Annotated in this window: 25 protein-coding genes and 1 tRNA gene; 18 read left to right on the top strand and 8 right to left on the bottom strand. The window is 61.7% G+C overall.

Annotation, left to right across the window (positions count from 1 at the left end):
* Positions 1-42 precede the first annotated feature (42 nt).
* The 8 genes from NKI52_RS18175 to NKI52_RS18140 all read left to right on the top strand — a co-directional run bounded on the left by NKI52_RS18175 (position 43) and on the right by NKI52_RS18140 (position 8,359).
* Positions 43-981, top strand: coding sequence for a DUF2182 domain-containing protein (locus tag NKI52_RS18175; RefSeq protein WP_352698876.1), 939 nt, complete (start codon positions 43-45; stop codon positions 979-981).
* A 13-nt stretch (positions 982-994) separates the two neighbouring features.
* Positions 995-1,609: a DUF1326 domain-containing protein gene (locus NKI52_RS18170; protein WP_352698874.1), complete on the top strand. Its 615-nt coding sequence runs from the start codon at positions 995-997 to the stop codon at positions 1,607-1,609.
* A gap of 35 nt (positions 1,610-1,644) precedes the next feature.
* Entirely contained in the window at positions 1,645-2,421 is a 777-nt protein-coding gene (gene pcsA / locus NKI52_RS18165) for a phosphatidylcholine synthase (protein WP_502894951.1), read from the top strand.
* Positions 2,422-2,439: 18 nt separating this feature from the next.
* On the top strand, positions 2,440-3,417 hold the full coding sequence (locus tag NKI52_RS18160; RefSeq protein ID WP_352698871.1) for a quinone oxidoreductase family protein: 978 nt from the start codon (positions 2,440-2,442) through the stop codon (positions 3,415-3,417).
* A gap of 151 nt (positions 3,418-3,568) precedes the next feature.
* A complete protein-coding gene (locus NKI52_RS18155) occupies positions 3,569-5,161 on the top strand; it encodes an ABC transporter ATP-binding protein (RefSeq protein WP_502897766.1) in 1,593 nt (530 codons plus the stop codon).
* Positions 5,158-6,270, top strand: coding sequence for an ABC transporter permease (locus NKI52_RS18150; protein ID WP_352568624.1), 1,113 nt, complete (start codon positions 5,158-5,160; stop codon positions 6,268-6,270). Before NKI52_RS18155 ends, NKI52_RS18150 begins: the two co-directional genes overlap by 4 nt.
* Positions 6,270-7,244 carry an ABC transporter permease gene (locus NKI52_RS18145; protein ID WP_352698867.1) on the top strand — a complete coding sequence of 325 codons (975 nt, stop codon included), beginning with the start codon at positions 6,270-6,272 and terminating at the stop codon, positions 7,242-7,244. Before NKI52_RS18150 ends, NKI52_RS18145 begins: the two co-directional genes overlap by 1 nt.
* A gap of 47 nt (positions 7,245-7,291) precedes the next feature.
* Positions 7,292-8,359, top strand: coding sequence for a BMP family ABC transporter substrate-binding protein (locus tag NKI52_RS18140; RefSeq protein ID WP_352568622.1), 1,068 nt, complete (start codon positions 7,292-7,294; stop codon positions 8,357-8,359).
* Between the two features lie 63 nt (positions 8,360-8,422).
* Here NKI52_RS18140 and rimO read toward each other — a convergent pair whose 3' ends face one another.
* From rimO to NKI52_RS18120, 4 genes are all read right to left on the bottom strand, one after another.
* Positions 8,423-9,736 carry a 30S ribosomal protein S12 methylthiotransferase RimO gene (rimO, locus tag NKI52_RS18135; RefSeq protein ID WP_352698865.1) on the bottom strand — a complete coding sequence of 438 codons (1,314 nt, stop codon included), beginning with the start codon at positions 9,734-9,736 and terminating at the stop codon, positions 8,423-8,425.
* Positions 9,737-9,888: 152 nt separating this feature from the next.
* The gene (locus NKI52_RS18130) at positions 9,889-10,548 is read right to left on the bottom strand and encodes a TerC family protein (RefSeq protein ID WP_023675054.1); all 660 of its coding nucleotides are present in this window, start codon (positions 10,546-10,548) and stop codon (positions 9,889-9,891) included.
* A gap of 171 nt (positions 10,549-10,719) precedes the next feature.
* Positions 10,720-11,127 carry a DUF930 domain-containing protein gene (locus tag NKI52_RS18125; RefSeq protein ID WP_352456770.1) on the bottom strand — a complete coding sequence of 136 codons (408 nt, stop codon included), beginning with the start codon at positions 11,125-11,127 and terminating at the stop codon, positions 10,720-10,722.
* Positions 11,128-11,409: 282 nt separating this feature from the next.
* Positions 11,410-11,499 (bottom strand) — tRNA-Ser (locus NKI52_RS18120).
* 307 nt (positions 11,500-11,806) lie between these two features.
* Here NKI52_RS18120 and NKI52_RS18115 point away from each other — a divergent pair.
* From NKI52_RS18115 to NKI52_RS18075, 9 genes are all read left to right on the top strand, one after another.
* Positions 11,807-12,691, top strand: a complete 885-nt coding sequence (locus NKI52_RS18115; RefSeq protein WP_352593883.1) for a GNAT family N-acetyltransferase — start codon at positions 11,807-11,809, stop codon at positions 12,689-12,691.
* Positions 12,692-12,964: 273 nt separating this feature from the next.
* Entirely contained in the window at positions 12,965-14,188 is a 1,224-nt protein-coding gene (locus tag NKI52_RS18110) for a septal ring lytic transglycosylase RlpA family protein (protein ID WP_352698863.1), read from the top strand.
* 101 nt (positions 14,189-14,289) lie between these two features.
* Entirely contained in the window at positions 14,290-15,450 is a 1,161-nt protein-coding gene (locus tag NKI52_RS18105) for a D-alanyl-D-alanine carboxypeptidase family protein (RefSeq protein WP_352698861.1), read from the top strand.
* Between the two features lie 64 nt (positions 15,451-15,514).
* The gene (gene tmk, locus NKI52_RS18100; RefSeq protein ID WP_352448921.1) at positions 15,515-16,189 is read left to right on the top strand and encodes a dTMP kinase; all 675 of its coding nucleotides are present in this window, start codon (positions 15,515-15,517) and stop codon (positions 16,187-16,189) included.
* Positions 16,186-17,241, top strand: coding sequence for a DNA polymerase III subunit delta' (locus NKI52_RS18095; RefSeq protein ID WP_352646063.1), 1,056 nt, complete (start codon positions 16,186-16,188; stop codon positions 17,239-17,241). Before tmk ends, NKI52_RS18095 begins: the two co-directional genes overlap by 4 nt.
* A gap of 153 nt (positions 17,242-17,394) precedes the next feature.
* Positions 17,395-18,945: a methionine--tRNA ligase gene (metG, locus tag NKI52_RS18090; protein ID WP_352698859.1), complete on the top strand. Its 1,551-nt coding sequence runs from the start codon at positions 17,395-17,397 to the stop codon at positions 18,943-18,945.
* Complete coding sequence (locus NKI52_RS18085) at positions 18,945-19,739, top strand: TatD family hydrolase (protein WP_352646059.1); 795 nt, start codon at positions 18,945-18,947, stop codon at positions 19,737-19,739. The genes metG and NKI52_RS18085 overlap by 1 nt, the downstream gene beginning before the upstream one ends.
* A gap of 3 nt (positions 19,740-19,742) precedes the next feature.
* The gene (locus NKI52_RS18080; RefSeq protein ID WP_352698857.1) at positions 19,743-20,561 is read left to right on the top strand and encodes an MBL fold metallo-hydrolase; all 819 of its coding nucleotides are present in this window, start codon (positions 19,743-19,745) and stop codon (positions 20,559-20,561) included.
* Between the two features lie 202 nt (positions 20,562-20,763).
* Positions 20,764-21,354 (top strand): hypothetical protein, encoded by a 591-nt coding sequence (locus NKI52_RS18075; protein ID WP_352593878.1) that lies wholly within the window; start codon positions 20,764-20,766, stop codon positions 21,352-21,354.
* Between the two features lie 157 nt (positions 21,355-21,511).
* On the opposite strand, the gene NKI52_RS18070 is transcribed toward NKI52_RS18075, so the two are convergent.
* From NKI52_RS18070 to NKI52_RS18055, 4 genes are read right to left on the bottom strand one after another with little or no spacing between them, the layout of a single operon-like run.
* Entirely contained in the window at positions 21,512-22,075 is a 564-nt protein-coding gene (locus tag NKI52_RS18070) for a DUF2076 domain-containing protein (RefSeq protein ID WP_245274627.1), read from the bottom strand.
* A gap of 23 nt (positions 22,076-22,098) precedes the next feature.
* A complete protein-coding gene (locus tag NKI52_RS18065; protein ID WP_023675065.1) occupies positions 22,099-22,806 on the bottom strand; it encodes a Bax inhibitor-1/YccA family protein in 708 nt (235 codons plus the stop codon).
* 24 nt (positions 22,807-22,830) lie between these two features.
* Positions 22,831-23,604, bottom strand: coding sequence for an anti-sigma factor family protein (locus NKI52_RS18060; protein WP_352698855.1), 774 nt, complete (start codon positions 23,602-23,604; stop codon positions 22,831-22,833).
* The gene (locus NKI52_RS18055) at positions 23,601-24,134 is read right to left on the bottom strand and encodes a sigma-70 family RNA polymerase sigma factor (protein WP_502897765.1); all 534 of its coding nucleotides are present in this window, start codon (positions 24,132-24,134) and stop codon (positions 23,601-23,603) included. Before NKI52_RS18055 ends, NKI52_RS18060 begins: the two co-directional genes overlap by 4 nt.
* A 218-nt stretch (positions 24,135-24,352) precedes the next feature.
* Here NKI52_RS18055 and NKI52_RS18050 point away from each other — a divergent pair, with 218 nt between their 5' ends.
* Positions 24,353-25,537, top strand: a complete 1,185-nt coding sequence (locus tag NKI52_RS18050) for an amino acid aminotransferase (RefSeq protein ID WP_352681275.1) — start codon at positions 24,353-24,355, stop codon at positions 25,535-25,537.
* Positions 25,538-25,632 lie beyond the last annotated feature (95 nt).

The raw sequence follows: 25,632 nt of genomic DNA, 5'->3' as shown, positions 1-25,632 counted from the left end.
AGGTGAGGCCCGTCCGACCTGCTGGTCCATATAGGTCAGGTGATGCGGCTTGATCAACGCGGCGATTCGGCCCATTCGGTTGCCATGACCGGCCAACAAGACGATTTCAGCCACCTCGACGGCACCGGCCGCGCGATGGCGAGCGTTGCGCGCAGCCCTCGACTGACGGTGAGCGTCGTTGCCGGCATGGGCATCGCCCTTGCCTGGCTCCTTCTCGGCGCAATGGCAGTTCGTGGTGCCGTAAGCCGGCTCCCGGGCACCGATGCACCCGGCGACACGATGCTGGGGAACCTGCCGCAACTGCCGCTGCCGGATTTCCTTGCGCGTTTCTTCGCCCTTTGCCTTGCGCCGGCGCCGCTTCGCGCAAGCGTAGGCGCGCAAGGCGGGGCACTCACCGCGATGTGGCTGTTGATGGCCATCGCGACCATGCTGCCCTCCGCGGCGCCGATGATCCGCACCTATTGCGAGATCGCAGATACCGCCAGGATCAAGGGGGAACCCGTTGCCCATCCGCTGATCCTTGTCGCTGGATATTTGAGCGTCTGGCTTGCCGCCTCGGCAATATTCGCTGCCCTGACGCTCGCAGTCCATGCATTCGTGTCATCCGGGCAGATGCTCGATCCGCTGCTTGGAATTGCCGGAGCAGCCGCGCTGTCGATCGCTGGTCTCTATCAGTTCAGCTGGCTGAAGGAAGCCTGTCTGGAGAAGTGCAGAAATCCGTTCTCGGTCCTGTTCGCCAACTGGAGCGCCAGGCCCATTCGCATTTTCCGGCTCGGTATGGAGCAGGGCCTGTGGTGCCTTGGATGCTGCTGGGCGCTGATGCTGGTAATGTTTGCCGTCGGTGTGATGAACGTGTTCTGGATGGCGCTGATCGGCTTGTTCAGCCTGGTCGAAAAACAGACGGCAGGCAATCTGCCGACGCGGTTGGGCGGTGCGATACTGCTTGTCTGGGCAGCCGCGCTACTAGTAGTCTCGGCATGAGGGGGAGAATTCGATGACAGATCAAAACTGGGCAATGAAGGGAGAGCTCATCCTTTCCTGCAATTGCACGGTTTTTTGCCCTTGCGTTCTGTCGCTCGGCAATCATCCGCCTACGGAAGGCTATTGCCAAACCTGGGCGGGGTTCCGGATCGATGCCGGCCATTTCGGCGAGTTCGACCTGTCCGGTCTCAATCTTGGGCTGGTCATGGAAATCCCCGGTTATATGAGCCGCGGCAACTGGACGGCGGGCCTGTTCATCGACAAGCGCGCCTCGGTTTACGCTGTGAAGGGACTGACGAAGATATTCACCGGCAAGGCCGGTGGAACCACATCGCTGCTCTCCATCCTGGTCGGACAGTTCCTCGGCGCCGAGCAGGTGCCGATCACCTACGAGACGCGTGCGAAAACACGCATCTTTCAGATACCGAAGATCATCGATGGTGCGGTGACGCCAATCACCGGCAAGGATCGCGACAAGGATACGGTCATCAGCAATTCGGAATACTGGATTGCGCCGGAAATCATCGTCGCCAAATCCGACAAGAGCAAAATGCGGGCCTTTGGCCGCAACTGGAACTTTGCTGGCCGTTCGGCCGAAATCTGCAAGCTGGACTGGCGGGGCCCGTGAGCAAGAAGACGACGGCCAGGAAAATCGCCGACCGGATTCCGCGGCCGAAGAAGAAAGTCACATGGCCTCAGGCGCGGGCGTTCTCGGTCCATCTCTTGACCGCGTCGGGCTCATTCCTGGCGTTTCTGTCGCTAGTGGCAGCAAGCGAGCAGCGCTGGACGGCAATGTTCTGGTGGCTGGGGCTGGCGCTTTTCGTCGACGGCATCGACGGGCCGATCGCCAGGAAGCTCGATGTCAAGGAAATCCTGCCGACTTGGTCGGGCGAACTGCTCGACAACATCATCGACTACGTGACCTACGTGTTGATTCCGGCCTTCGCGCTCTATCAGCGCGGCTTCATGGGCGAGCGCCTGTCGTTCCTGTCGGCGGCGATCATCGTGGTGTCGAGCGCAATCTACTATGCCGATACCGGCATGAAGACGAAGGAGAATTTCTTCAAGGGATTTCCGGTCGTCTGGAACATGGTGGTGTTCACGCTGTTCGTCATCGAGCCCGGACAATGGGTTTCTTTCGCCGTGGTCGTGGTGGCCGCCATTCTCACCTTCGTGCCGATCAATTTCATCCATCCGGTGCGGGTGAAGCGGCTGCGGCCAATCAATCTCGGCATGACGCTGCTTTGGTGCGCTTTCGGCGCGCTGGCGCTGGCGCAGGCCGCACTTGCCTCCTTCTACGACCAGATCGGCGTGCTGGGCGAGCAGGTCAGCGATTTCATCAAGTTCGGGATTACGTTCACCGGGCTTTACCTCGCCTGCATCGGCGCTATCATGCAGTTCTTCCCAAATCTCGGCGCCAAGCCGGATAAGAAAGCCTGATCCCAAGAGAGCCAGAAAATGTCCAAAGCGATCCGCATCCATGCCCATGGCGGCCCGGAGGTCCTGACCTATGAGGATGCCGATCCCGGGCAGCCGGGCTCGGGACAGATCCTGGTCAAGCATACCGCGATCGGTCTCAATTTCATCGACGTCTATTATCGCTCTGGCCTTTATCCGCCGCAGGGCGGATTTCCGCTGATCCCTGGCGGCGAGGCGGCCGGCGTGGTCTTGGATGTCGGCTCGGATGTCGACTGGCTCAAACCCGGCGATCGCATCGCCTACGCCGTGACGACCGGCGCCTATGCCGGGCAGCGTGTGATCGCCGCCGACCGCGTGGTGGAGGTGCCCGACGGCATCAGCGACGAACAGGCCGCAGCCATGATGCTAAAGGGCATGACCGCCGAATATCTGTTGCGCCGTACATTCAAGGTGAAAGCCGGCGACACGATCCTGTTTCATGCGGCGGCCGGCGGTGTCGGGCTGATCCTCGGCCAATGGGCCAAGCATCTCGGCGCGACAGTGATCGGCACGGCGAGTTCCACCGACAAGATCGAGCTCGCCAAGGCGCATGGCTTCGACCACGTGATCAACTATCGCGAACAGGATTTCGTGGCCGGCGTTGCCGCTATCACCGGTGGCAAGAAATGCGACGTTGTCTACGATTCAGTCGGCAACGACACATTTCCAGCCTCGCTCGATTGCCTGCGGCCGCTCGGCACTTTCGTCAGCTTCGGTCAATCGTCTGGGCCGATCCCGCCCTTCAGCATCTCGTTGCTGGCGCAGAAGGGCTCGCTGTTCGCAACGCGGCCGACGCTGTTCGTCTATAATGCCAGGCGCGAAGACCTCGAGGTTTCCGCCGCCGCCTTGTTCGACGTGGTGCTCAGCGGCGCCGTCAAGATCAAGATAAACCAGCGTTACGCGCTCAGCGAGGCCGGCAAGGCGCATTCCGATCTCGAAGGGCGCCGGACCACCGGGACAACAATACTTATCCCTTAGGCGCGGCAGTTTCGGGCCGCCGACGCCGCCGTTCTTGCGAACTGCTCTTTACCGCTTGAGTTTCCGCTGAAATTCTTGAAGCTCTTTCAAGTCGTGAGGCGCTTACCGTAGAGAGCAGCCCGCGCATACGATGCTTGCGGGAACACTGAACATGTCTGGCAAACCAGATGGAGGCACCGTGAGTGCAGATCAGGACGGCGCAAAGCTGCTTGAGGTTCGCGGCCTCACAAAGATATTCGGCACGTTGACGGCGTGCGACCATGTCGATCTCAACATCGCCAAGGGCGAGATCCATGCGTTGCTTGGCGAGAACGGCGCCGGCAAGTCGACCCTGGTGAAAATGCTGTTTGGATCGCTTGAACCGAATTCCGGCGAGATTTTCTGGAATGGCCAGGCGGTCAGGATCACCAGCCCCGGCACCGCAAAAAAGCTCGGCATCGGCATGGTTTTCCAGCATTTTTCCCTGTTCGAAGCGCTGACGGCGGCGGAGAACATCGCGCTGTCGCTGGATGACGGCTCGCCGATCAGCACGATCGCGGCCAAGGCGAGGGCGCTCTCCTACAGTTACGGCCTGCCTCTCGATCCGCTATCGCTGGTCGGTGATCTGTCGGTCGGCGAGCGTCAGCGTATCGAAATCATCCGCTGCCTGCTGCAGACGCCGCAACTCATCATCCTCGACGAACCAACTTCGGTGCTGACGCCGCAGGAGGCCGATAAGTTGTTCGAGACGCTCGAACGGCTGCGTTCGGAAGGAAAGTCCATCCTCTACATTTCGCACCGGCTGGAAGAGGTCAAACGGATCTGCGACCGCGCCACCGTGCTGCGTCACGGCAAGGTGGTCGGCCATTGCAATCCGCGCCAGGAAACCGCGTCTTCGTTGGCGCGGATGATGGTCGGCAACGAGGTGCAGGCCGTGGTGCGGGCGCCGGCCGAGGGTATCGAGACCGCGCCGGCGCTGCTTCAAATCCGCGAACTCACCCGCAAGCCGGCGACCCCGTTCTCGATCCCGCTCAGGAACATCAATCTTGAAGTCCGCGCCGGCGAGGTGATCGGCATTGCCGGTGTCGCCGGCAACGGCCAGGGCGAATTCTTCGAATCCGTTTCCGGCGAGGTGCTGCAGCAGGATGCCGGCTCGGTCCGCATCCGCGGCAAGGATGCCGGCGGCCTCACCATCACCGGCAGGCGTCTGATGGGCGCTGCCTTCGTCCCGGAAGAGCGGCTCGGCCATGGCGCAGCACCGCGCATGAAGCTTTCGGAGAACCTGCTTCTGTCGCGCCACGCCACCGATGGCAAGATGTTTGTCGGCGCCGGTGGAATGGTCAAGGGCGATGCGATCCATACCGCTGCCCAGCGCATCATAAAGGCGATGGACGTGCGCAAGAGCGCGCCGGATCCGGAGGCTGCGGCTCTTTCGGGCGGCAATCTGCAGAAATTCATCGTCGGCCGCGAACTCGACCGCCGGCCGAGCGTCTTGGTGGTCAATCAGCCGACCTGGGGCGTCGACGCGGGTGCGGCGGCCCACATCCGCCAGGCGCTGATCGAACTGGCGCGCAGCGGCTCGGCGGTGCTGGTGATCAGCCAGGACCTCGACGAGCTGTTCGAGATTTCCGATGCGATCACGGTCATGCACAATGGCGAATTGTCGAAGCCGCTGCCGATAGCTGAAGCGACATTCGAGAAGATCGGGCTGCTGATGGGCGGCGCCGAACCCGGGCATGCCGAACATACGCTGGAGACGGCTTGATGCGCCTCGAACTTGTAAAACGCCCGCAGCGCTCGATGCTGTTTTCGGCACTCTCGCCTTTCATCGCTTTCGTTTTGACGATCATTGCCGGTGCCATCATGTTCGCGCTGCTCGGCGTCAACCCGTTGACTGCGTTCCGCATCTACTTCATCGAACCGATCAGCCAGGTGTGGCAGCTGCATGAGCTGGCGATCAAGGCCGCCCCCCTGATCCTGATCGCGGTCGGACTGTCGGTCTGCTACAAGGCCAACATCTGGAACATCGGCGCCGAAGGCCAGTTCATCCTGGGCGGCATTGTCGGCTCGATCATCCCCGTGCTGTTTCCGCAGTTCGAAGGCCCATTGGTGCTGCCGCTGATGCTTCTGCTCGGCATGGTCGGTGGGGCCGCCTATGCTGCAATCCCGGCACTGCTGAAGACGCGCTTCAACACCAACGAGATCCTGACCAGCCTGATGCTGGTCTATGTCGCCCAGCTCTTCCTCGATTGGCTCGTACGCGGGCCGTGGCGCGATCCGCAGGGCCACGGTTTCCCGCAGACCATCCAGTTCAACGACTCGGCCATACTGCCGGAACTCCTCCCGGAATCCGGCCGGGCAAACTGGGGATTTGTCTTCGCGCTGATCGCGGCGATACTGATCTGGATCCTGATGAGCCGTATGCTGAAAGGCTTCGAGGTCCGCGTGCTCGGCTCAAGTCCGAGGGCAGGGCGCTTCGCCGGGTTTGGCCTTAACCGCATGGTCTTCTTTGCCTTCCTGCTGTCGGGCGCACTGGCCGGACTTGCAGGGATTTCGGAGGTCTCGGGAGCCATCGGACAATTGCAGCCGGTGATCTCGCCCGGCTACGGATTTACCGCTATCATCGTGGCATTTCTCGGCCGGCTCAATCCGCTCGGCATCGTCGCCGCAGGCCTTGTGCTGGCGCTGACCTATCTGGGCGGCGAGGCAGTGCAAAGCGCGCTCGGCATCTCCGACAAGGTGGCGCGCGTGTTCCAGGGCATGCTTTTGTTCTTCGTGCTCGGCTGCGACACGCTCATCCATTACCGCATTCGCCTGACCGGCTTTTCCGCGCCGAAGCTCAAGGCAGCGCCGAAGCTGGAGGAAGCCCGCTGATGGACATCACCGTCAACATCCTCTTGACCATCGCGACGGCGGCGACGCCGCTGCTGATCGCGGCGATCGGCGAACTGGTGGTCGAACGTTCGGGTGTGCTCAATCTCGGCGTCGAAGGAATGATGATCATGGGTGCCGTCGGCGGTTTCGGCGCCGGCTATCTCACCGGCTCGCCTTGGATAGGGCTGTTGGCGGCAATCACCATGGGGGCAGTGTTCTCGCTGCTGTTCGCCGTCATGACGCTCTCGCTGGCCACCAATCAGGTGGCCACCGGCCTGTCGCTGACACTGCTCGGCCTCGGCCTTTCCGGCATGATGGGAACGAATTTTGTCGGCCAGCCCGGCGAAAGGCTGCCAAACCTCGATATTCCCGGCCTGACCGCAATCCCGGTCGTTGGCAGGCTGCTGTTCGGCCAGGATCCAATCTTCTACATGTCGATCGCGCTGACCGCCGCCGTCATGTGGTTCCTGTTCAAGACCCGCACCGGGCTCACGCTGCGCTCGATCGGTGACAGCCACACATCCGCCCATGCGCTTGGCATCCACGTCATCCGCTACCGCTATCTCTCAGTGATTTTCGGCGGCGCTTGTGCCGGCCTCGCCGGCGGTCACCTATCGCTGGTCTACACACCGCAATGGGTGGAGAACATGACCGCCGGCCGAGGCTGGATCGCGCTGGCTCTGGTCGTCTTCGCCTCCTGGCGGCCATGGCGGGTGCTGGCCGGCGCCTATATTTTCGGCGCGATCTGGGTTGGCCAGCTTCACGTCCAAGCCATAAATCTGCAGGACTTCGTCGACGCGCCCTGGTTGCTCTACAAGTTAATTGCGTTCTTAAAATCGTTTCCCTCGCAACTGCTTTCTTCGCTGCCCTATCTGGCAACCGTCGTGGTTCTCGTTCTAATCTCGCGCAACAAGCGTTTGACGATGATGAACACGCCGGCCTCCTTGGGCCAGCCATTCGTTCCGGATCGTTGACAACAAAAAGACGGAAGCTCCAAGGCTTAACTCAGAGAGGTAACACAATGAAAAAACTGCTTATTGCCCTGATGGCGACGACGGCCGCATTGTCGCTGGCGGCATCAGCCCAGGCGGCGGACAAGCTGAAGGCGTGCTGGGTCTACACCGGCCCGATCGGCGATTTCGGCTACTCCTACCAGCACGACCAAGGCCGCCTCGAGGTGGAAAAGGCACTCGGCGACAAGGTCGAGACCGCCTATCTCGAAAACGTCTCCGAAGGCCCCGATGCCGACCGCGCCTTCGAGCGCCTGGCGCGCGAGGGATGCAAGATCATTTTCGGCACGTCCTTCGGCTTCATGGACCCGGAAGTGAAGATCGCCAAGAAATTCCCCAAGGTGATGTTCGAGCACGCCACCGGCTACAAGACGGCCGAAAATCTCGGCATCTACAATGCGCGTTTCTATGAAGGCCGCTACGTGCTTGGCCAGATCGCCGCCAAGCAATCGAAGTCGGGCGTCGCCGGCTACATCGTTTCCTTCCCGATCCCGGAAGTGGTGATGGGCATAAATTCCTTTATGCTCGGCGCACAGTCGATCAACCCGAACTTCAAGGCGAAGATCGTGTGGGTGAACTCCTGGTTCGATCCGGGCAAGGAGGCCGATGCTGCCAAGGCATTGTTCGACCAGGGCGCCGATATCATCGTCCAGCACACCGACTCGACCGCTGCCTTGCAGGTGGCGGAGGAGCGCAAGCTGCACGGCTTCGGCCAGTCCTCAGACATGATCAAGTTCGCGCCGCACGCGCAGCTGACCTCGCTGACCGACGAGTGGGGTCCCTACTACATCAGCCGGGTCCAGGCGGCGCTCGATGGCACCTGGAAGCCCGACAATGTCTGGCTCGGTATTAAGGACGGCGCCGTCAAGCTGGCGCCGTTCACCAACATGCCCGACGACGTCAAGGCGATGGCCGAAGCCACCACCAAGAAGATCGCCGACGGCTGGAACCCCTTCACCGGGCCGATCGCCAAGCAGGACGGCACACCTTGGCTGAAAGAGGGCGAGGTCGCCGACGACGCCACGTTGCTCGGCATGAATTTCTACGTGAAGGGCGTCGACGACAAGCTGCCGCAGTAGGTGGTCGGAAACATATCGAACGAAAGGGCGCCGCGCGGCGCCCTTTTCATTTTGGACGGAATATCAGACTGCTGAGCCGTAAAGGTCGTAAGCGTCGGCGCGCTCGATCTTGACCGTGACGATGTCGCCGGCGCGCATTGGCCGCCGCGACTGGATATGGACCGAACCGTCGATTTCGGGCGCGTCGTATTTCGTCCGGCCCTTGGCCGAATTGCCATGCGCCTCGTCGATCAGGACCGGCAGGCGCTTGCCAATTTTCTTGGTTAGCTGCGTTGCCGAAATCTTCTGCTGGCGCTGCATGAAGCGGTGCCAGCGGGCTTCCTTGATCTCCTGCGGCACTTGCTCGAGGCCGAGCTCGTTGGAGCGGGCGCCTCTGACCGGCTCGTATTTGAAACAGCCGGCGCGGTCGATCTTGGCCTCGTCCAGCCAGTCGAGCAGCATCTCGAAATCGTCATCCGTCTCGCCGGGGAAGCCGACGATGAAGGTGGAGCGGATGGCAAGGTCCGGGCAGATGTCGCGCCAGCCGCGAATACGCTCGAGCGTCTTTTCGCCATGAGCGGGCCGGCGCATGTTCTTCAGCACCTGCGGCGAGGCGTGCTGGAACGGAATGTCGAGATAGGGAACGATCTTGCCTTCGGCCATCAGTGGGATGACGTCTGCGACATGCGGGTAGGGATAGACATAGTGCATGCGCACCCAGACACCGAGCTTGCCCAGTTCTTCCGATAGATCGAGGAATTTCGCCCGCACTTCGCGATCGCCGAACATGCTGGTCTGGTATTTGATATCGATGCCGTAGGCGCTGGTATCCTGCGAGATGACGAGGATCTCCTTGACCCCGGCCTTGGCCAGCTTCTCGGCTTCGCGCAACACGTCGGCCGCCGGCCGCGATACGAGGTCGCCACGCAGCGCCGGGATGATGCAGAAGGTGCAGCGGTTGTTGCAGCCTTCCGAAATCTTGAGATACGCATAGTGGCGCGGCGTGAGCTTGACCCCTTGCGGCGGCAAAAGGTCGATGTGGGGATCATGGCTCGGGGGGGCAGCCTCATGCACCGCCGCCATCACGCTTTCATAAGCTTGTGGTCCGGTGATGGCGAGGACGTTCGGATGTCTTTCACGGATGACGTCCGGCTCGGCGCCGAGGCAGCCGGTGACGATAACTTTGCCATTCTCCGAAAGTGCGGAGCCGATGGCGTTGAGCGATTCGTCGCGAGCCGAATCGAGGAAGCCACAGGTGTTGACGACGACCAGGTCGGCGCCGTCGTGCTTGCGGGCGATCTCGTAGCCTTCGGCGCGCAGGCGGGTGATAATGCGCTCCGAATCCACAAGGGCTTTCGGGCATCCAAGGCTGACGAAACTGACTCGAGGGGCGGACATCTAAGCTTTTCCGGATTTTCAGGATTGGCGGCGCAGTATCACACTTGTCGCGGCATTGGTATGGGCAGCGGCTGCGGCGAAACGCAACCGCCAGCGTCGCCGAAGGCTCGCCGAAGCTGAAAGGCCGACCGATGAGAATTCGAGTCGGCGTGTCAGCTCACCGCACTGCTGACATGCGGCAAGACTTCCACCGCGCCCCGGTAGATCATATCGAGTGCGACATAGAAGATGATCAAAAGGCCGATATAGGCGATCCAGCGATGGCGGTGCAGCAGCTTGGCGATGAAGCTCGCGGCAAGGCCCATCAGCGCGATCGACAGGACGAGGCCTATCACCAGCACCTGGAAGTGATCGCGCGCCGCGCCGGCGACCGCCAGTACGTTGTCGAGCGACATCGACACGTCGGCGATGACGATCTGCAATGCCGCCTGACCCAAGGTCTTCTTGCGCGCCTTGCCGGCCACCATATCATCGCTGTTGATATCGGAATTGGACAGCGCTTCGGTCGCCTCCACCTCGTCGGCATACGACGTGCGCAGCTCGCGATACATCTTCCAGCACACCCACAGCAGCAAGATGCCGCCGGCCAGCAGCAGGCCGACAATCTGTAACAGGGTGACGGTGATCGCAGCAAAACCGATACGCAGCACCGTCGCCGCCACCACGCCGATGAGAATCGCTCTCTTGCGCTGCTCGACCGGCAAGCCCGCCGCGGCCAAGCCGATGACGATGGCGTTATCGCCTGCAAGCACGAGGTCGATGGCGATGACCTGGAGCAGGGCAGAGAAGCCCGCGGCAGTGAAAATTTCCATCGACTGGAAGTCCCTTGCTGGTTGGCCGACCGTTCGCGTCGAATGCCTGGAGGGCCTAACGTGTATGGTTCCCGCGCGTCAAGGGACTGGTTGGAACAAGGCCGGCAATATACAGAGTTTGCGACGATCGGCCCGAAACACCGGCAAAATGCGGCCACAGGTCGCGAATGCCTAGTTATAGAGATTGTATTTGGGCCAGTCGCTTTCCGGAATTTCATCACCGATCCGATAGCGGAGCTGCAGGACTTCCATATGGTCCGGCGCTGTTTCGCATTTGAATTTCAGCCGGTACCACTGTCCCTTGCTGCGAAACGCAGCACCCGGGCTCTTGATCGCATCGGCGCCCATTTCGGGCGTCGCAAAAGCGTAGGCGACGACACGATCGGCTTTGTATTTGTGGTCGTCGCGGGTAATCCGGTCGAGAATTTCGGCGTCGCATCGCTGCTCCAGCCGGGTTTGCGGATCGAGTTTCAGCAGGCCGGCGCGCAATGCGCTGTCCATTGCGCTGGCCGGCCAAGCCACTATCGTCCATGCGAGGACCGCAGAAAATAGTTTATTCATGGGCGGGAGAAGCACCATATTCGGGCGGAGAAATCAACCCGACGAAGCGCGGCTGCGCGGCGGGTGACAGTCTTCGCTTTGTGGCAGGTTGTTGATTACGCAATAGTATCACCGGTACTTTGGTATCGTTGCCACGATCAGCACCTGTCGCATTTCAGCGACGCGAGAGGTGGTGCGCTGCATGGGGCAGAGCGGCGGTTCTCCCCGAAGCGGACCGGCCTGTTAGACCCAGGCAGTCGAGAATCCGACGAGCGGAAAACTCGACGTCATGCCTGCAGGATTGAAGAAATTGGCCGGATATGGCGGAGGGAGTGGGATTCGAACCCACGGTGGGCTTGCACCCACGCCGGTTTTCAAGACCGGTGCCTTAAACCGCTCGGCCATCCCTCCAAGGTGATTTTTCAATCACTTAGGATATCGCGAGAGGAGCGGGTTCGAGCTGTCGGTACCGGATTGGCACCAGGACGTTCCCCGACCGGTTCGCGCTCCATTCCTGTAAAGCCGCATTCAACGCCAAGTCAACCGTGGCGGCCGCACCTTTCGGCGCGATCCAGGACGGTGAGCAGCGTCATGGCGAGCTGTGTTTGTGCTGAGTGTGGAAAATCGTTTTTAAAACCCGCACGGACTATTAATCGTTGAGCGCTGATATGTGGAGCGCATTAGGCACATGTAAGTAAATCGTATTCTGGAGTTGATTTTGGCCGTACTTGGCGCTCTCCCGCCCGGTCTTCGCTGTAGACCAATCCGCGAAACCGACTGGGAGGGAGTGGTTGATTGCCTGTGCAGGGGCTTTCCGGCGCGTAACCGGAGTTACTGGATACACGCTCTGACCCGTTTGTCGCAGCGTCCTGCGGTTGCCGAGTTCCCACGATATGGCTTTGTTTTGGAGCATGCCGGTCGGATCGTCGGCGTTGTGCTCACCCTTTATGCTCGCTACCAGGGGCCAGAGGGCGACGAAATCCGCTGCAATCTTTCAAGCTGGTCAGTCGATGCAGAATTCCGTCCTTATGGCGCCATGTTGGTTGTGGCGGTTCTCAAGCGGAAGGACGTGACCTACACGAACATTTCGCCGGCACAAGCGACATTGAAAGCCAACCGGGCGCTAGGCTTTCGGCTCTTCTCCAGCGGACAATTTACCTTCTTGCCGGCTTTAAGTTTGACGCAGCGGTCATGTCGCGTAGTCGAAGTGCGTCCCGATCTCCCGGAATTGGCGATGCTGCCCGAGAGTGAGAGGTACATACTCTCGGAACACGCCGCGCTGGGCTGCCTGTCGTTGATCTGCATTTGCGACGGAGCAGCGTTCCCCCTGGTATTGATGCCGCGCCGAATGTTGCACGGTGTTATCCAGTGCCATCAGGTCATCTATTGCCGCTCGCTTGCGGATTTGAGCCGCTGCGCCGGTGCGATGGGGCGCTTTCTCTTGCGAAGCGGAATCCTGGTTTGCTTTGTCGACGCCAAGGAGCCGATTCCAGGTTTGGTGGGATGGTACCGGCCCAACAAGGGGCTGAAATACTTCAAAGGTCCCAGACCACCCGCACCTGGAGATCTGACGTTCACCGAACTTGTGATATTCGGTCCCTGAATCTGCGCTCGCAGACACGCCAAGCCAGGGGCAAAGTGCGCCACGAACGGCGTTTCTGATCGATAAGCGATGATTTTCATGCCGATCAGCGAGGCGGTCCGTGCCACAATCTCGCCCGGTTCCGACCACAATCGGTTAATACGGTGATAAACAATTCCTGCGCACAAAAAGGATTGGGGTAGGGCGTCGCCGGCGTTTCTGGAGTGGGTGCTTTGGCATCGCTGACGTTCATGCTGCGGTGCCTTCGTCGATGCTATAGGGGATAATCAAAATATGCAGACCACGGCGCGCCCGCGTCTTCGTCGCGCTTCCGCTTTCGCGCTGTTTGCCTTGTCGGCAGCCTTTCTTGCAGCATGTGCCGGGCCGCAGCAAAAGGCGATGGTCAACAAGAAACCTCGCTCCAAGGAATATTTTTCCGAAGCCGAATACGGCGTGAAAGCCAGCCCGCGCGTCATGTTCAAGACGTCTCGCGGACGCGACCAGCTCGGCAAGCCCTATCAGGTGCGCGGCAAGTGGTATTATCCGAAGGAAGACAAACGTTACGCCAAGGTTGGCCTCGCATCCTGGTACGGTGAGGCCTTCCACGGCCGGTTGACCGCCAACGGCGAAGTCTACGACATGGCAGATCTGACGGCGGCGCATCCGACCATGCCGCTGCCGAGCTATGCGCGGGTCACCAACATGAAGACCGGCAGCTCGGTGATCGTGCGCGTCAACGACCGCGGACCCTATCATGATGGACGCATCATCGATGTGTCGAAGCGCGCTGCTGAAATGCTCGATTATGCCAACATCGGTACGGCCGAGGTGAAGGTCGAATATGTCGGCCGTGCGCCGCTCGAAGGCAATGACGGGCAGTATCTTGTGGCTTCGTATCGTCCAGGCAACAGGGCGCCGGATCCGTCGGACGGCCTGCCCAGCGGTGTCATGGTCGCGATGAATGGGCCGTCGCCAAGCCTGCCGGTGAGCGCTGCTGCCGTGCCGTTCCCCGGTCAGCTGACGAATTCCGGGCAGGGATCCGATGCAGGGCCTGTCATGGCAGTGCAAGCATCTGCTTTGGGAGACATTGTACTGCCCGATTTCGGCCCGATCGTGCCGGAGCGCCCGGAGATCAACCTGCCGGCGCAATCGCCGTTCACCGTGGCGTCGCTGTCTTACGCGGACGAGCGCGTGCAACGCGCCTCCAACGCGTTTGCCGAGCTGGATGGCGCCGGCATGTCGCCCGCCGAAATTCTTCAATCGTGGAAGCGGCAAGCTCCTCCAGCCGGTCCGCCAACGGACTATGTCGCGGCGGGTTCATTCGAGAATGCCGCCGAAGCGGAGCGTGTGGCGGCCCAGCTTTCCAGCTTCGGCAAGACCGAGATCCAGCGCTCGGAACTTGAAGGCAAGGACTGGTACTCGGTCAACCTCTTTGCCGACGGTCGTGGCAGCCTGGACGAGATGCTGCAGGCAGCGTGGTCGCATGGTGCGCCGGATGCGCTTGCGGTACGCAACTGAGCTCGGGGCTGCCTGGTTTTTTCGTGCGCGATTGATACGCCAGGCAAAAGCCTGATAGCTTCTGCCAACCTGCAAAAGCGCCGGCTCACTGGGCGAACCTGATGAAATTTTTTCAGCCTTTCACTGGGCTCATAACGCTCTGCCTGCTGATGCTCTCGCTTGTGCCGGCCTCAGCACAGCTTTTCGAGACCAAGGCCGCGCAGGCCTTCATGATCGATGCCGAAACCGGAACCGTGCTGTTTTCCAAGGACGCCGACAGGTTGATCCCGCCGGCCTCGCTGGCCAAGCTGATGACGATGGAAGTGGTCTTCGACGCCATCAAATCAGGGCGCATGACGCTCGAAGACACCTTCGTGGTGAGCGAGAACGCCTGGCGCAAAGGCGGCGCTCCTTCGGGGACATCGACCATGTTCGCCAAGCTCAAGTCGACGATCCGGCTGGAAGACCTGATCCAGGGCGTGACCGTGCAGGCGGCCAATGACGGCTGTATCGTCATCGCTGAAGGGATGGCCGGGTCCGAAGCAAACTTCGCAGCGCAGATGACCGAGCGTGCCCGCCAGATCGGCTTGCAGAAATCGACTTTCGTCAATTCCACCGGTCTGCCGGCCGATGGGCAGCAAACGAGCGTTCGCGAACTCGCGCTTCTGGCGCTGCATATCTGGCGCAACTACCCGGATCTCTACCGCTATTACGGCCAGAAGGATTTTACCTGGAACAAGATTTCCCAGAGGAACCGCAATCCGCTACTGGCCATGGACATAGGCGCCGACGGGCTCGCGGTCGGTGCCAGCGAGCAATCCGGGTTCGGCATTGTCGGCTCGGTCAGCCACAACGGCACAAGGGTGATCGCGGCGATGAGCGGCCTGGCAAACGACCGTGAGCGTGCTGAGGAAGCGCGAAAGCTGATTGACTGGGGCGTTCGCTCCTTCGAGAAGACTGAAGTATTCGCCAAGGACGAAGTGGTTGGCGAAGCCCAGGTCTTTGGCGGCGCCAAGTCCGGTGTCGCGTTAAAGGCAAAAGGACCGGTGCAGATCTTCCTGCCGATCACCAACCGCGACAAGCTCACCGCCAGGATCGTCTATGACGGACCGGTGGCAGCGCCGGTGGAGGAGGGGCAGCCGGTGGGTACGCTGCGCGTCTGGATCGGCGATACGCTGAGCCAGGAGACGCCGCTGTTTGCCGCCGAGTCGATCGGTGTCGGTTCGCTGCCGCAGCGCGCGCTGGGCGCCGCCAAGGAACTGGCCGTCGGCTGGCTGCGTTAGCACCGTCGCGGTGGACCTTTTTTCCCGCCGGGACTATACGGTCCCCGAAGTATGGACAAAGGCTTTGGCGCGCGGATTTTTCATCACTTTTGAAGGCGGCGAAGGAGCAGGCAAGTCGACGCAGATCGAGCGGCTGGCAAAGAAGATGCGCGCCAAGAAATACGATGTGCTGGTGACACGTGAGCCGGGTGGCTCGCCGGGCGCGGAGGCGGTCAGGCATGTCCTGCTTTCAGGCGCAGCCGAGCCGTTCGGCCCCAAGATGGAAGCGCTGCTTTTCGCCGCTGCGCGTTCCGACCATGTCGAACAGGTCATCCGGCCGGCAGTCGAGCGCGGTTCGGTCGTGCTTTGCGATCGTTTCATGGATTCCTCGCGCGTCTACCAGGGCGTCACCGGCGGCCTCGACCCGGCATTCATGGACGCATTGGAGAAGGTCGCCATCAACGGCATGGTGCCGGACATGACACTGATCTTCGACATCGACCCCGCCGAGGGCCTGAGGCGCGCTACCGCCCGGCGGGGCAGCAGTGACGGACCGGACCGCTTCGAGAAAGAAACATTGGCCATCCACCAACGCCGGCGCGAGGCGTTTCTCGCGATCGCCTCAGCTGAACCCGAACGCTGCGTTGTCGTCGATGCCTCAGCCGACCTAGATGCGGTGGAGGATGTCGTTACCGCCGCGGTCTTCGCGGCTCTCGAGAGGATGATGCCGGCGCAAAGAAGGCAGGCGGCGCCAGCATGATTTTCGAACGCATCGCGCCCGAACAGCACGATACGCTGGACGGGGTGCCCGAGCCATCCGAGACGCCGCGTCTTGTCGGTCACCTGCAGGCGGCCAACATGCTCGCCACCGCTTACCGCTCGGGAAAGCTGCCGCACGCACTGATCTTTGCCGGACCGGTTGGCATCGGCAAGGCGACGCTGGCCTTTCACCTGGCGCATCATCTGTTGAAGCACCCGGCCTTCGAGCAGGCGCCGGAAAGCCTTGCCGTTCCAGATCCGGCTTCGTCGCTGTTTCGACAGATCGCCACCGGCGCGCATCCTTCGGTGCTGCATCTTACACGCCCGGCGAACGACAAGACCAAGAGCTTCAAGACAGTGGTCACGGTCGACGAAATCCGCAAGGTCAGCCGTTTTCTGTCGCTGACCTCGCACGACGGCAGCTACCGGGTGGTTATCGTCGATCCCGCCGACGACATGAACACCAATGCTGCCAATGCCTTGCTGAAGAATCTTGAAGAGCCACCCGCGCGCACCTTGTTCATCCTCATCGTCCATGCGCCGGGCAGTCTGCTGCCGACGATCCGGTCGCGCTGCCAGATGGTGCGGTTGGCGCGGCTAGATGCCGAGAGCTTGATGACGGTTCTGGAAGGCATCGAGCCGCCGCCACCGGAGGATCCTGGGGCGCGCGCGGCGCTGGCGGAGCGGGCAGGGGGCAGCGCGCGCAATGCGATCCTGTTGACGCAGTATGGAGGGCTCGAAATCGCCGCCACCCTCGACGCCCTGGTGATGTCCAAGAAGATAGATGTCGCAGGCGCCTACCGTCTTGCCGAGGCGGTCGCCGGCCGCGACCAGGCAATCCCGTTCGAGATATTCAATCGCCGCGCGCTTGATCTGCTGTCGGCCGGCGCCAGCCAGGCCGCGCTCGCCGGCGATCTCGCGCGGGCCAAAACGCTGTCGGATACTTGGCACGAGGCTTTGAACGCTATATCTGAAACCGAGACCTACAATCTCGACAAAAAGCAGCACGCCCTGACCATGATCGACCGCCTGAATTCTGCAATGCGAATGTGACGGCCGCTGGCGTGGCTTTGAAGCCCCTGAGTATTGATCCCAATCAATCGCAGGAACTTCGAAGCCACCACATTGGCGTCGGATGGCAATTGCCGTTTCGATGCGATATCTCACCGCGACATCTTTCATTCAGACATTCATGACGGCTCATCCATGGCACGCGAAAAATACTACGTCACGACGGCTATTTCCTATCCGAACGGCAAACCGCATATCGGCCATGCCTACGAGTTGATTGCCACCGACGCGCTGGCCCGCTTCCAGCGGCTCGACGGTAAGGACGTCCTCTTTCTCACCGGCACCGACGAGCACGGCATCAAGATGCTGCAGACGGCGAAGAGAGAAGGTATTTCAGCGCGCGAGCTGGCTGACCGCAACTCGGCCGATTTCGAGCGCATGGCCGTCGCGCTCGATGCCTCCAACGACGATTTCATCCGCACCACGGAAAAGCGGCACTACAAGGCCTCGCAGGCGATCTGGAAGGCGATGGCCGCCAATGGCGACGTCTATAAAGGCGGCTATGCCGGCTGGTACTCGGTGCGTGACGAAGCCTATTACGGCGAAGAAGAGACCGAGGTGCGTGCCGACAATGTCCGCTATGGGCCGCAGGGGACGCCGGTCGAATGGGTCGAGGAAGAGAGCTACTTCTTCCGGCTGTCGGCTTATCAGGACAGGCTCCTTGCACTTTACGAAAACCAGCCCGATTTCGTCGGTCCTGCCGAGAGGCGCAATGAGGTGATGAGCTTCGTCAGGTCCGGCCTGAAGGACCTATCGATCTCGCGCACCACGTTCGACTGGGGCATCCCGGTGCCGGGCGACGAGAAGCATGTGATGTATGTCTGGGTCGACGCCTTGACCAACTACATCACCGCCGCCGGCTATCCGGATCCGGCCAATAAGAGATGGTCGTTCTGGCCGGCAAACGCGCACGTCATCGGCAAGGACATCGTCCGCTTCCACGCGGTCTACTGGCCGGCTTTCCTGATGTCGGCTGGCATCGAATTGCCGAAGCGCGTGTTCGCGCATGGTTTTTTGTTCAACCGCGGCGAGAAAATGTCGAAGTCGGTCGGCAACGTCATCGACCCGTTCGCGATGATCGAGCACTACGGCCTCGACCAGGTGCGCTATTTCTTGCTGCGCGAAGTGCCGTTCGGCCAGGACGGCAGCTACAGCCATGATGCGATCGTCAACCGCACCAATGCCGACCTTGCCAATGGCCTCGGCAATCTGGCGCAGCGCTCGCTGAAGATGATCGCCAAGAACTGCAGCGGCGCGGTGCCAAAGCGCGGCGAACTGACCGAAGCCGACAGCGCCATCCTCGACCAAGCGGTGGGGGCACTCGCCGTCGCGCGAAAGGCGATGGCGGATCAGGGCATCCATTTGGCGCTGGCGGCGATCTTCGGAGTGGTGGCCGAAGCTGACCGCTATTTCGCCTCTCAGCAACCCTGGGCGCTAAGCAAAAGCGATCCAGAGCGTATGAAGACAGTTCTGTGGACGACGATCGAAGTCGTCCGGCGCGTGACGCTGCTCTGCCAGCCCTTTGTTCCGGGGTCGGCTGCTAAGCTGCTCGACCTGCTGGCGGTGCCGGCAGACAACCGTGACTTTGCGCATGTCCACGCCGACTATGCGCTGGTGCCCGGCACGGCATTGCCCGCGCCGGAGGCGGTCTTTCCGCGTTACGAAAAGCAGGACGCGAACGCCTGATGCTGGTCGACAGTCACTGCCACCTCGACTTTCCGGATTTCGCCGAAGAGCGGGCGGCCATTGTCGCCCGCGCCCTAGCGGCCGGCATCGGCCGAATGGTGACGATCTCGACGAGGGTGAAGCGATTTAACCAAGTGCTTGAGATTGCAGAGACTTTCGATGAGGTCTATTGCTCGGTCGGCACCCATCCGCATAATGCGGCCGAAGAGCTTGACGTCACTGTCGATGATCTGGTGCGGCTCTCTGCTCATCGCAAAGTGGTGGCGATTGGCGAGGCCGGACTCGACTATTTCTACGATCATGCGCCGCGCGACGCACAGGCGCAGGGCTTTCGCACCCACATCGCTGCGGCGCGCGTGACCGGTCTGCCGCTGGTCATTCATTCGCGCGACGCCGACGACGACATGGCTGATATCCTCGAAGAAGAAACGGGGAAGGGCGCCTTCCCCTTCATCCTGCACTGTTTTTCGTCGGGGCGCCGGCTGGCCGAGATCGGCGTGGCGCTCGGCGGCTACGTCTCGTTTTCCGGCATCCTGACCTTCAAGAACTCCGCCGAGCTGCGCGCCGTCGCCGCCGATGTGCCGCGCGACCGTCTGCTGGTCGAAACCGACGCGCCATACCTTGCGCCGATCCCGTTTCGCGGCAAGCGTAATGAGCCCGCCTATGTCGCGCATACAGCCAAGGTGCTGGCCGAGACGATCGGCTTCAGCGAGGCCGAGATCGCTAATATCACCACGGATAATTTCTTCCGGCTGTTCAGGAAAATGCCGCGCCCGAGCGCGCCGGGCGCCTGACGCATGAGCGACCGGTTACGTCTTACCATCCTCGGCTGCGGCTCATCGCCGGGCACGCCACGCATCACCGGCGACTGGGGCAATTGCGATCCCGCGAACCCCCGGAACCGGCGCACGCGCACCGCAGCGCTCGTCGAGCGGATCGCGGCGAGTGGCGCCCGGACCACGGTCGTCATCGACACCGGCCCGGATTTCCGCGAGCAGATGCTGCTGGCATCGGTCAAGCGCATCGATGCGGTGGTCTATACACATCCGCATGCCGACCATATCCACGGCATCGACGATTTGCGCGGCTTCGTGCTCGAGCAGCGCCACCGGATCGACATCCATGCGGATCAGGCTACCATGCTGCGCCTACGCGAGGCGTTCCGCTACTGTTTCGAAACACCGAAAGGCAGTTCGTATCCGCCGATCGTCAACGCCCATATCATCGACCACCACAGGCCGGTGGTGATCGCAGGCGAGGGCGGCGCCCTCACCCTCGAACCGCTGCTGCAGCTCCATGGCGACATCACCTCGCTGGGTTTCCGCATCGGCGGGCTGGCCTATTGCCCTGACGTCAGCGACTTTCCGGAGGCGACCGCCAAGCGTTTGCGCGGGCTGGACATGCTGGTCATCGACGCGCTGCAATACACCGTCCATCCGAGCCATCTGTCGCTTGGCCAGGCGCTTGGCTGGATCGAAAGACTGGCGCCGAAGAACGCGGTGCTGACGCATATGCATGTGCCACTCGACTACGCTACGGTAATGGCCGAGACGCCGGCCAACGTCGAGCCTGCTTATGACGGCATGACGATCGAAATCCCTTACGAATCAGCGTGAAAGACTAAGTTTTTACGGCCTGGGTTCCCGAGTTGGATCTCGCGAGGTGCTATCTTCACGTCACATCCAATCGGCCAAGCTAGTTCCATAATCTATCTTATGCGACTACGCCTATAGCATCCGTTGGCGGCGAGATCGGGCGGTCACTCTTAGACATTCGCGACAGCGCTGTGGGGCAACGGGCATGCTAGGGTTGCGAATCATGAACACACTCCCACTGCTTGCAAGTCTTGCCCTCACCCTCGCCTGCGCGCTCACTGGCGCGCGAGCGCAGGACTTTGATCGTGCGCCAGGCGAGAACGACCTGGCTTTCGCCAAACGTGTTGTTGGGTTCGCCGACAATGCTGATCCGCACACCACAGCCGTGAGCTGGAACGGCCTCCAGACACTCTTCGTCGATTACCAGACTACTGAGGAATATCCGGAACGCCCACTCGTCGCGCTACAACGGCTAGCTGACAACAGATATCGCGCAATCCAGGTCACGATCGGTGAACAAGAGGGCGACACACCGGACATAGCGCTCGGCCTCGCCAACGCCGACCACGACCCGGCAAAGGAACTGATCGTGATACTTTCCTGGGCTCAGATGCACTACGATGTCGAAGGGACGCTCTACGAAGTTCGCATCTTCGATGGCCCCAAGCCAGGCCAGAAGGCGCTGACTCAATTGAAAGCGAGCCGGAAGTTCGATACCACATGCGACTGCCATTGGCGCGACGGCGCAACGAAGCACTTCCGCTTCAAGACGATCGCGGCGGTCAAGGCTGAACTGAAGCGCCTGGGCTATTAGCCGCCGGCGGACGATCGCGGCGGTCAAGGCTGAACTGAAGCGCCTGGGCTATTAGCCGCCGGCGAGGGCTCGCTTCCCGGATGTTGCCCTTGCCACCTCGCCGATGCTGACCCGCAATCGTCACCAGCGCCAGCACAGGCACAGGCTGGGTCGCTCGTCAGAACTCCATATCACCGAAGTCACCGCCATTATCGGAGCTGGAATCGCCTGCCTGATCGGCTTCGTCCGGCTGCGGCGTCGGCTGTTCAGCTGCCTTCGCTTCGCTGCCGCCAAGCACGCCGGCGATCGCGTTGCCGAGCAGCACGCCGCCCGCCACGCCCATCGCGGTCTGCGCGGCGTCGGCAAGAAAACCGCCGCCTGCCCGTTGTGGCGTGTCCTGCGGCCCTTCAGTTGCAACGGAGGCGGTGCGCCCTACCCGCGGAACCGAGCCTGAGCGCCTGCCGCCGCTGCGGCCGAAGAAGCCGCTGAGCGGTCCACCGCCGGCCGGCTGCCGCGCCTGCTCCTCCAGTTCTTCTATGCGCGCCTGAGCTGCGTTCAGGGCCTGCTCCTGCACCACGATCGTCTGGGCCATGTAATATGGCGCCCCAGGCTGCTGGGTGATCTGGTCCTGGATGAAGCGCTCTGCTTCGGCATCGCGCGGCGGCGCCTGGCGCTCGGCGCTTGCCAACTTCTCGAAGAGCTGTCCGATCGCTTGCTGATCGTTTCTGTCCAGGATGTCCAACTCCGGTCTTGGTTCAACGCCGGCTATTCGCGCTCGCCGGTGAAGTTCAACAGCAGTTGGAAGATGTTGATGAAGTTCAGATAGAGCGAGAATGCCCCGAAGACAGCGAGTTTCTGCTGTGATTCCGCGCCGAAGTTTTCCGCATACTGCTCCTTGATCGTCTGGGTATCCCAGGCGGTGAGGCCGATGAAGACGGCGATGCCGATCACAGAGATCGCGAATTGGAGCGCGGTCGAGCCCAGGAAGATATTGACGATGCTGGCGATCACCACGCCGATCAGGCCCATGATCAGGAACGACGAAAACTGCGTCAGGTCGCGTTTGGTCGTGTACCCGTAAAGGCTGGTCGCGCCGAACATGGTGGCGGCGATGAAGAAGGTGCGTGCGATGCTGGTGCCGGTAAAGACCAGGAACACGGAAGCCAGCGACAGGCCCATGACCGCGCAGAATGCCCAGAACATCGCCTGGGCGCCGCCTGCCGACATCGCCTGCATCCGAAACGAGAACAAGAGCACAAAGGCCAGCGGGGCCAGCATCACCACCCATTTCAGCGGTGTGGAGAAGATCGGCACGTAAAGAGCGGGCGTGGAAGCCACCACGAACGCGATCACGCCCGTAACGACGAGGCCAAGGCCCATATAGTTATAGACGCGCAGCATGTGCCGGCGCAGGCCTTCATCGTAGACGGCTCCGGCTCGGGCTCCGGCCCCGATATATCCGAGATTGTTCATGTGGTTCTCCTTCTTGCAGGTCGATCAGTAAAGCGTTTTGGCGAGGGCTTCGGCCGTGCGATCGAGACCGCCGACATCGCTGCGTCCGACGACCGCGTAGGCGACCTCGCCGATCTGGAAATAAGCCGAGGAAACTTCGCCCGAGGGAACGACGGTCGGCTTGACGACGTCGAATGTTCCGGGCCTGATCGCGAACAACGAGACCAGCCCCATCTCTTTCGTCTCGATAGCCATCTCGACGCTCGGTCCGAATTGCGATGGATAGATCTGCACGTCACGGACCGTCCAGTCCGCTGGCAGCGATGGCATCACGATCGCCGTCGCGGCGCGGATTTCGTCGGCATTGTAGCCGGGTGCTTCGGGTTGCGACGACATCGCCTCGCGTACGAGCGTCGTGCGGTGCGCCCGGACCGCGTCCTCCACATAGGCCGGCGGATGGGTCGAAGCGACGACTTCCGTCACCGATATCGGTCCGATGAGCCCGTTCGCAAGCCAGCCGGCAGCGACGAAGACAGCGACTGCCGCAACTCGCTGCAAAGCACCAAGGACGCGGCCGCGCGCCAATCCCCGCTCCAGCCGCCGTGCAGCATCGGCCGTCGCGGGCCGCGCCATGCCTTTCGATCCGGCAAGCGCCACGCGCAATTCGTCACGCATCCGTAAGTCGAACATCACCCGCGCGGCGGCGTCCGGGCGGGCCGAAAGGAACGCCTCGACCTCGATGCGACGAGCCACGTCCAGCTGATCGTCGACATAGGCGTCGAGATCGGCGTCGGTCACGGGATCGCGCAGTTGGTTCATGATCCACCTCCGACGATCTTCAGATGGCCTTTCACGCGTGCCGGCACCGCGTCCTCCATCTCGCGCAGGGCCGCACGCGCCCTGCCGATGCGCGACATCAGCGTGCCAAGCGGCACGCCACTCACCTCAGCGGCCTGGCTGTAGCTAAGCCCCTCGATGGCGACGAGATGCAACGCCGAACGCTGCTCCTCCGGCAATTCGAAAAACGCTTCGCGCACCTGCGCCAGACGGACCGAATGTTCCTGCGGAGCCTGGACATTCGCCTCGGCGAGATAGCCGGCCTGTTCGATGCGCATTGCTTCGGATTTGCGGGACCGCAGACCGTCGATGAATGCATTATGGACGATCGACAGCAGCCATACGCGAAGATTTCCGCCGGAGTGGAAGCTGCCGCGTCGCTCATAGGCACGCACCAGCGCATCATGCAGCAGATCCTCTGCATCGGCGCTGTCGCGCGTCAGCGAGCGTGCATAGCGGCGCAGCGAACCGAGCTGTCCCAGAATATCGAAGCGTGGCATCGGCCGTTTCATGTCCTGTTTACGGAGCAGGTCGGGATGTTAATCCCGCTCTCCCCGAAATTTTCTTACGGCTCGCCGCGTTCTCGTCCTGGGAGATATCGGGCCCGCTCTCGCCCGCCAGATAGTATCGGCCGCCCTCGAGGCAAACCGGCGCCGAGTTGGCGCATATGAAACTGCTGGCAAAGTACGGCCGGTTTGCGTATCACTCCGCCGCCAACGGAACCTTATCGATGTTCGAAAATCTCCAGCCCGCGCCTGCCGACAAGATCCTGGCCTTGATCGGTCTCTATCGCGCCGACCCGCGTCCCGACAAGGTCGATCTTGGGGTCGGCGTTTATAGGGATCGCGACGGCAAGACGCCGGTGATGCGCGCGGTGCGCGAAGCCGAAAAGCGGCTGCTGCAGGGCCAGGATACCAAGACCTATCTCGGCCTTGCCGGCGATACCGCCTTCAACGCGGCGATGGCCAGGTTGGTGTTCGGCCCAGCCGCCGACATGACGCGCATTCGTGCGGCGCAGGCGCCGGGCGGCTCCGGCGCGCTGCGGCTGGTTGCAGAGCTGCTGAAAAGGACCCGCACCGACGCGATGGTCTGGCTGTCGGATCCGACATGGCCGAACCACATGCCGGTGATGCGCGGCGCTGGCCTGCAGACACGCGAATATCCCTATTTCGACGCTGCTTCTGGTGCGGTTCGCTTCGACGACATGCTGAATGCATTGAGAACCGCGAATCCCGGCGACGTCGTATTGTTGCATGGCTGTTGCCATAACCCGACAGGCGCCAATCTAGACATCTCGCAATGGGCTGCCATTGCCGATCTTGTCGTTGAGCGCGGCCTGCTGCCCTTTGTCGACATCGCCTATCAGGGCTTTGGCGAGGGACTTGATGCGGATGCCGCCGGCTTGCGCCTTCTGGCGGCAAAAGTTCCGGAAATGGTCGTTGCCTCCAGCTGCTCGAAGAACTTTGCCGTCTATCGCGACCGAGTCGGTGCAGCGCTGATCATGGCGAAAGACGGCGCGCAGGCGGATTTGGCGATGGGCCAGATGCTGTCGGCGGCGCGCGCCATGTATTCGATGCCGCCGGACCACGGCGCGGCGGCGGTGCGCATCGTGCTTGAAGACCCCGCATTGCGTTCCGACTGGGAGGCAGAGCTTGAAGAGATGCGGCTGCGCATGCTGCGGCTGCGCGTCCAGTTCGCCGAGGCGCTGCGGCGGCAGTCCAACTCCGACCGTTTCGATTTCGTCGCCAGCCATCGCGGCATGTTTTCCCGGCTTGGCCTGTCGGAAGCGCAAGTCGAGCGGCTGCGCGCCGAGCATGCCATCTACATGGTCGGCGACAGCCGCATCAACGTTGCCGGCCTGCCCGAGGACGGCATGGATGCGCTCGCCAAGGCGATAGTCTCCGTGCTCGACTGATGCTTTTGCTAACTAGGATCTTCCGGAAACCGGCTTCCACTTTCGTATCATGGTCTGGCGGCCCATCTGTGGACAAGGCACCCTCACCGGCTGAA

It is taken from the genome of Mesorhizobium sp. M0590 (assembly GCF_040320905.1).
Classification (GTDB): domain Bacteria; phylum Pseudomonadota; class Alphaproteobacteria; order Rhizobiales; family Rhizobiaceae; genus Mesorhizobium.
Note: the sequence above shows the minus strand (reverse complement) of the source record. Positions and strands in the feature narration are given on the sequence as shown.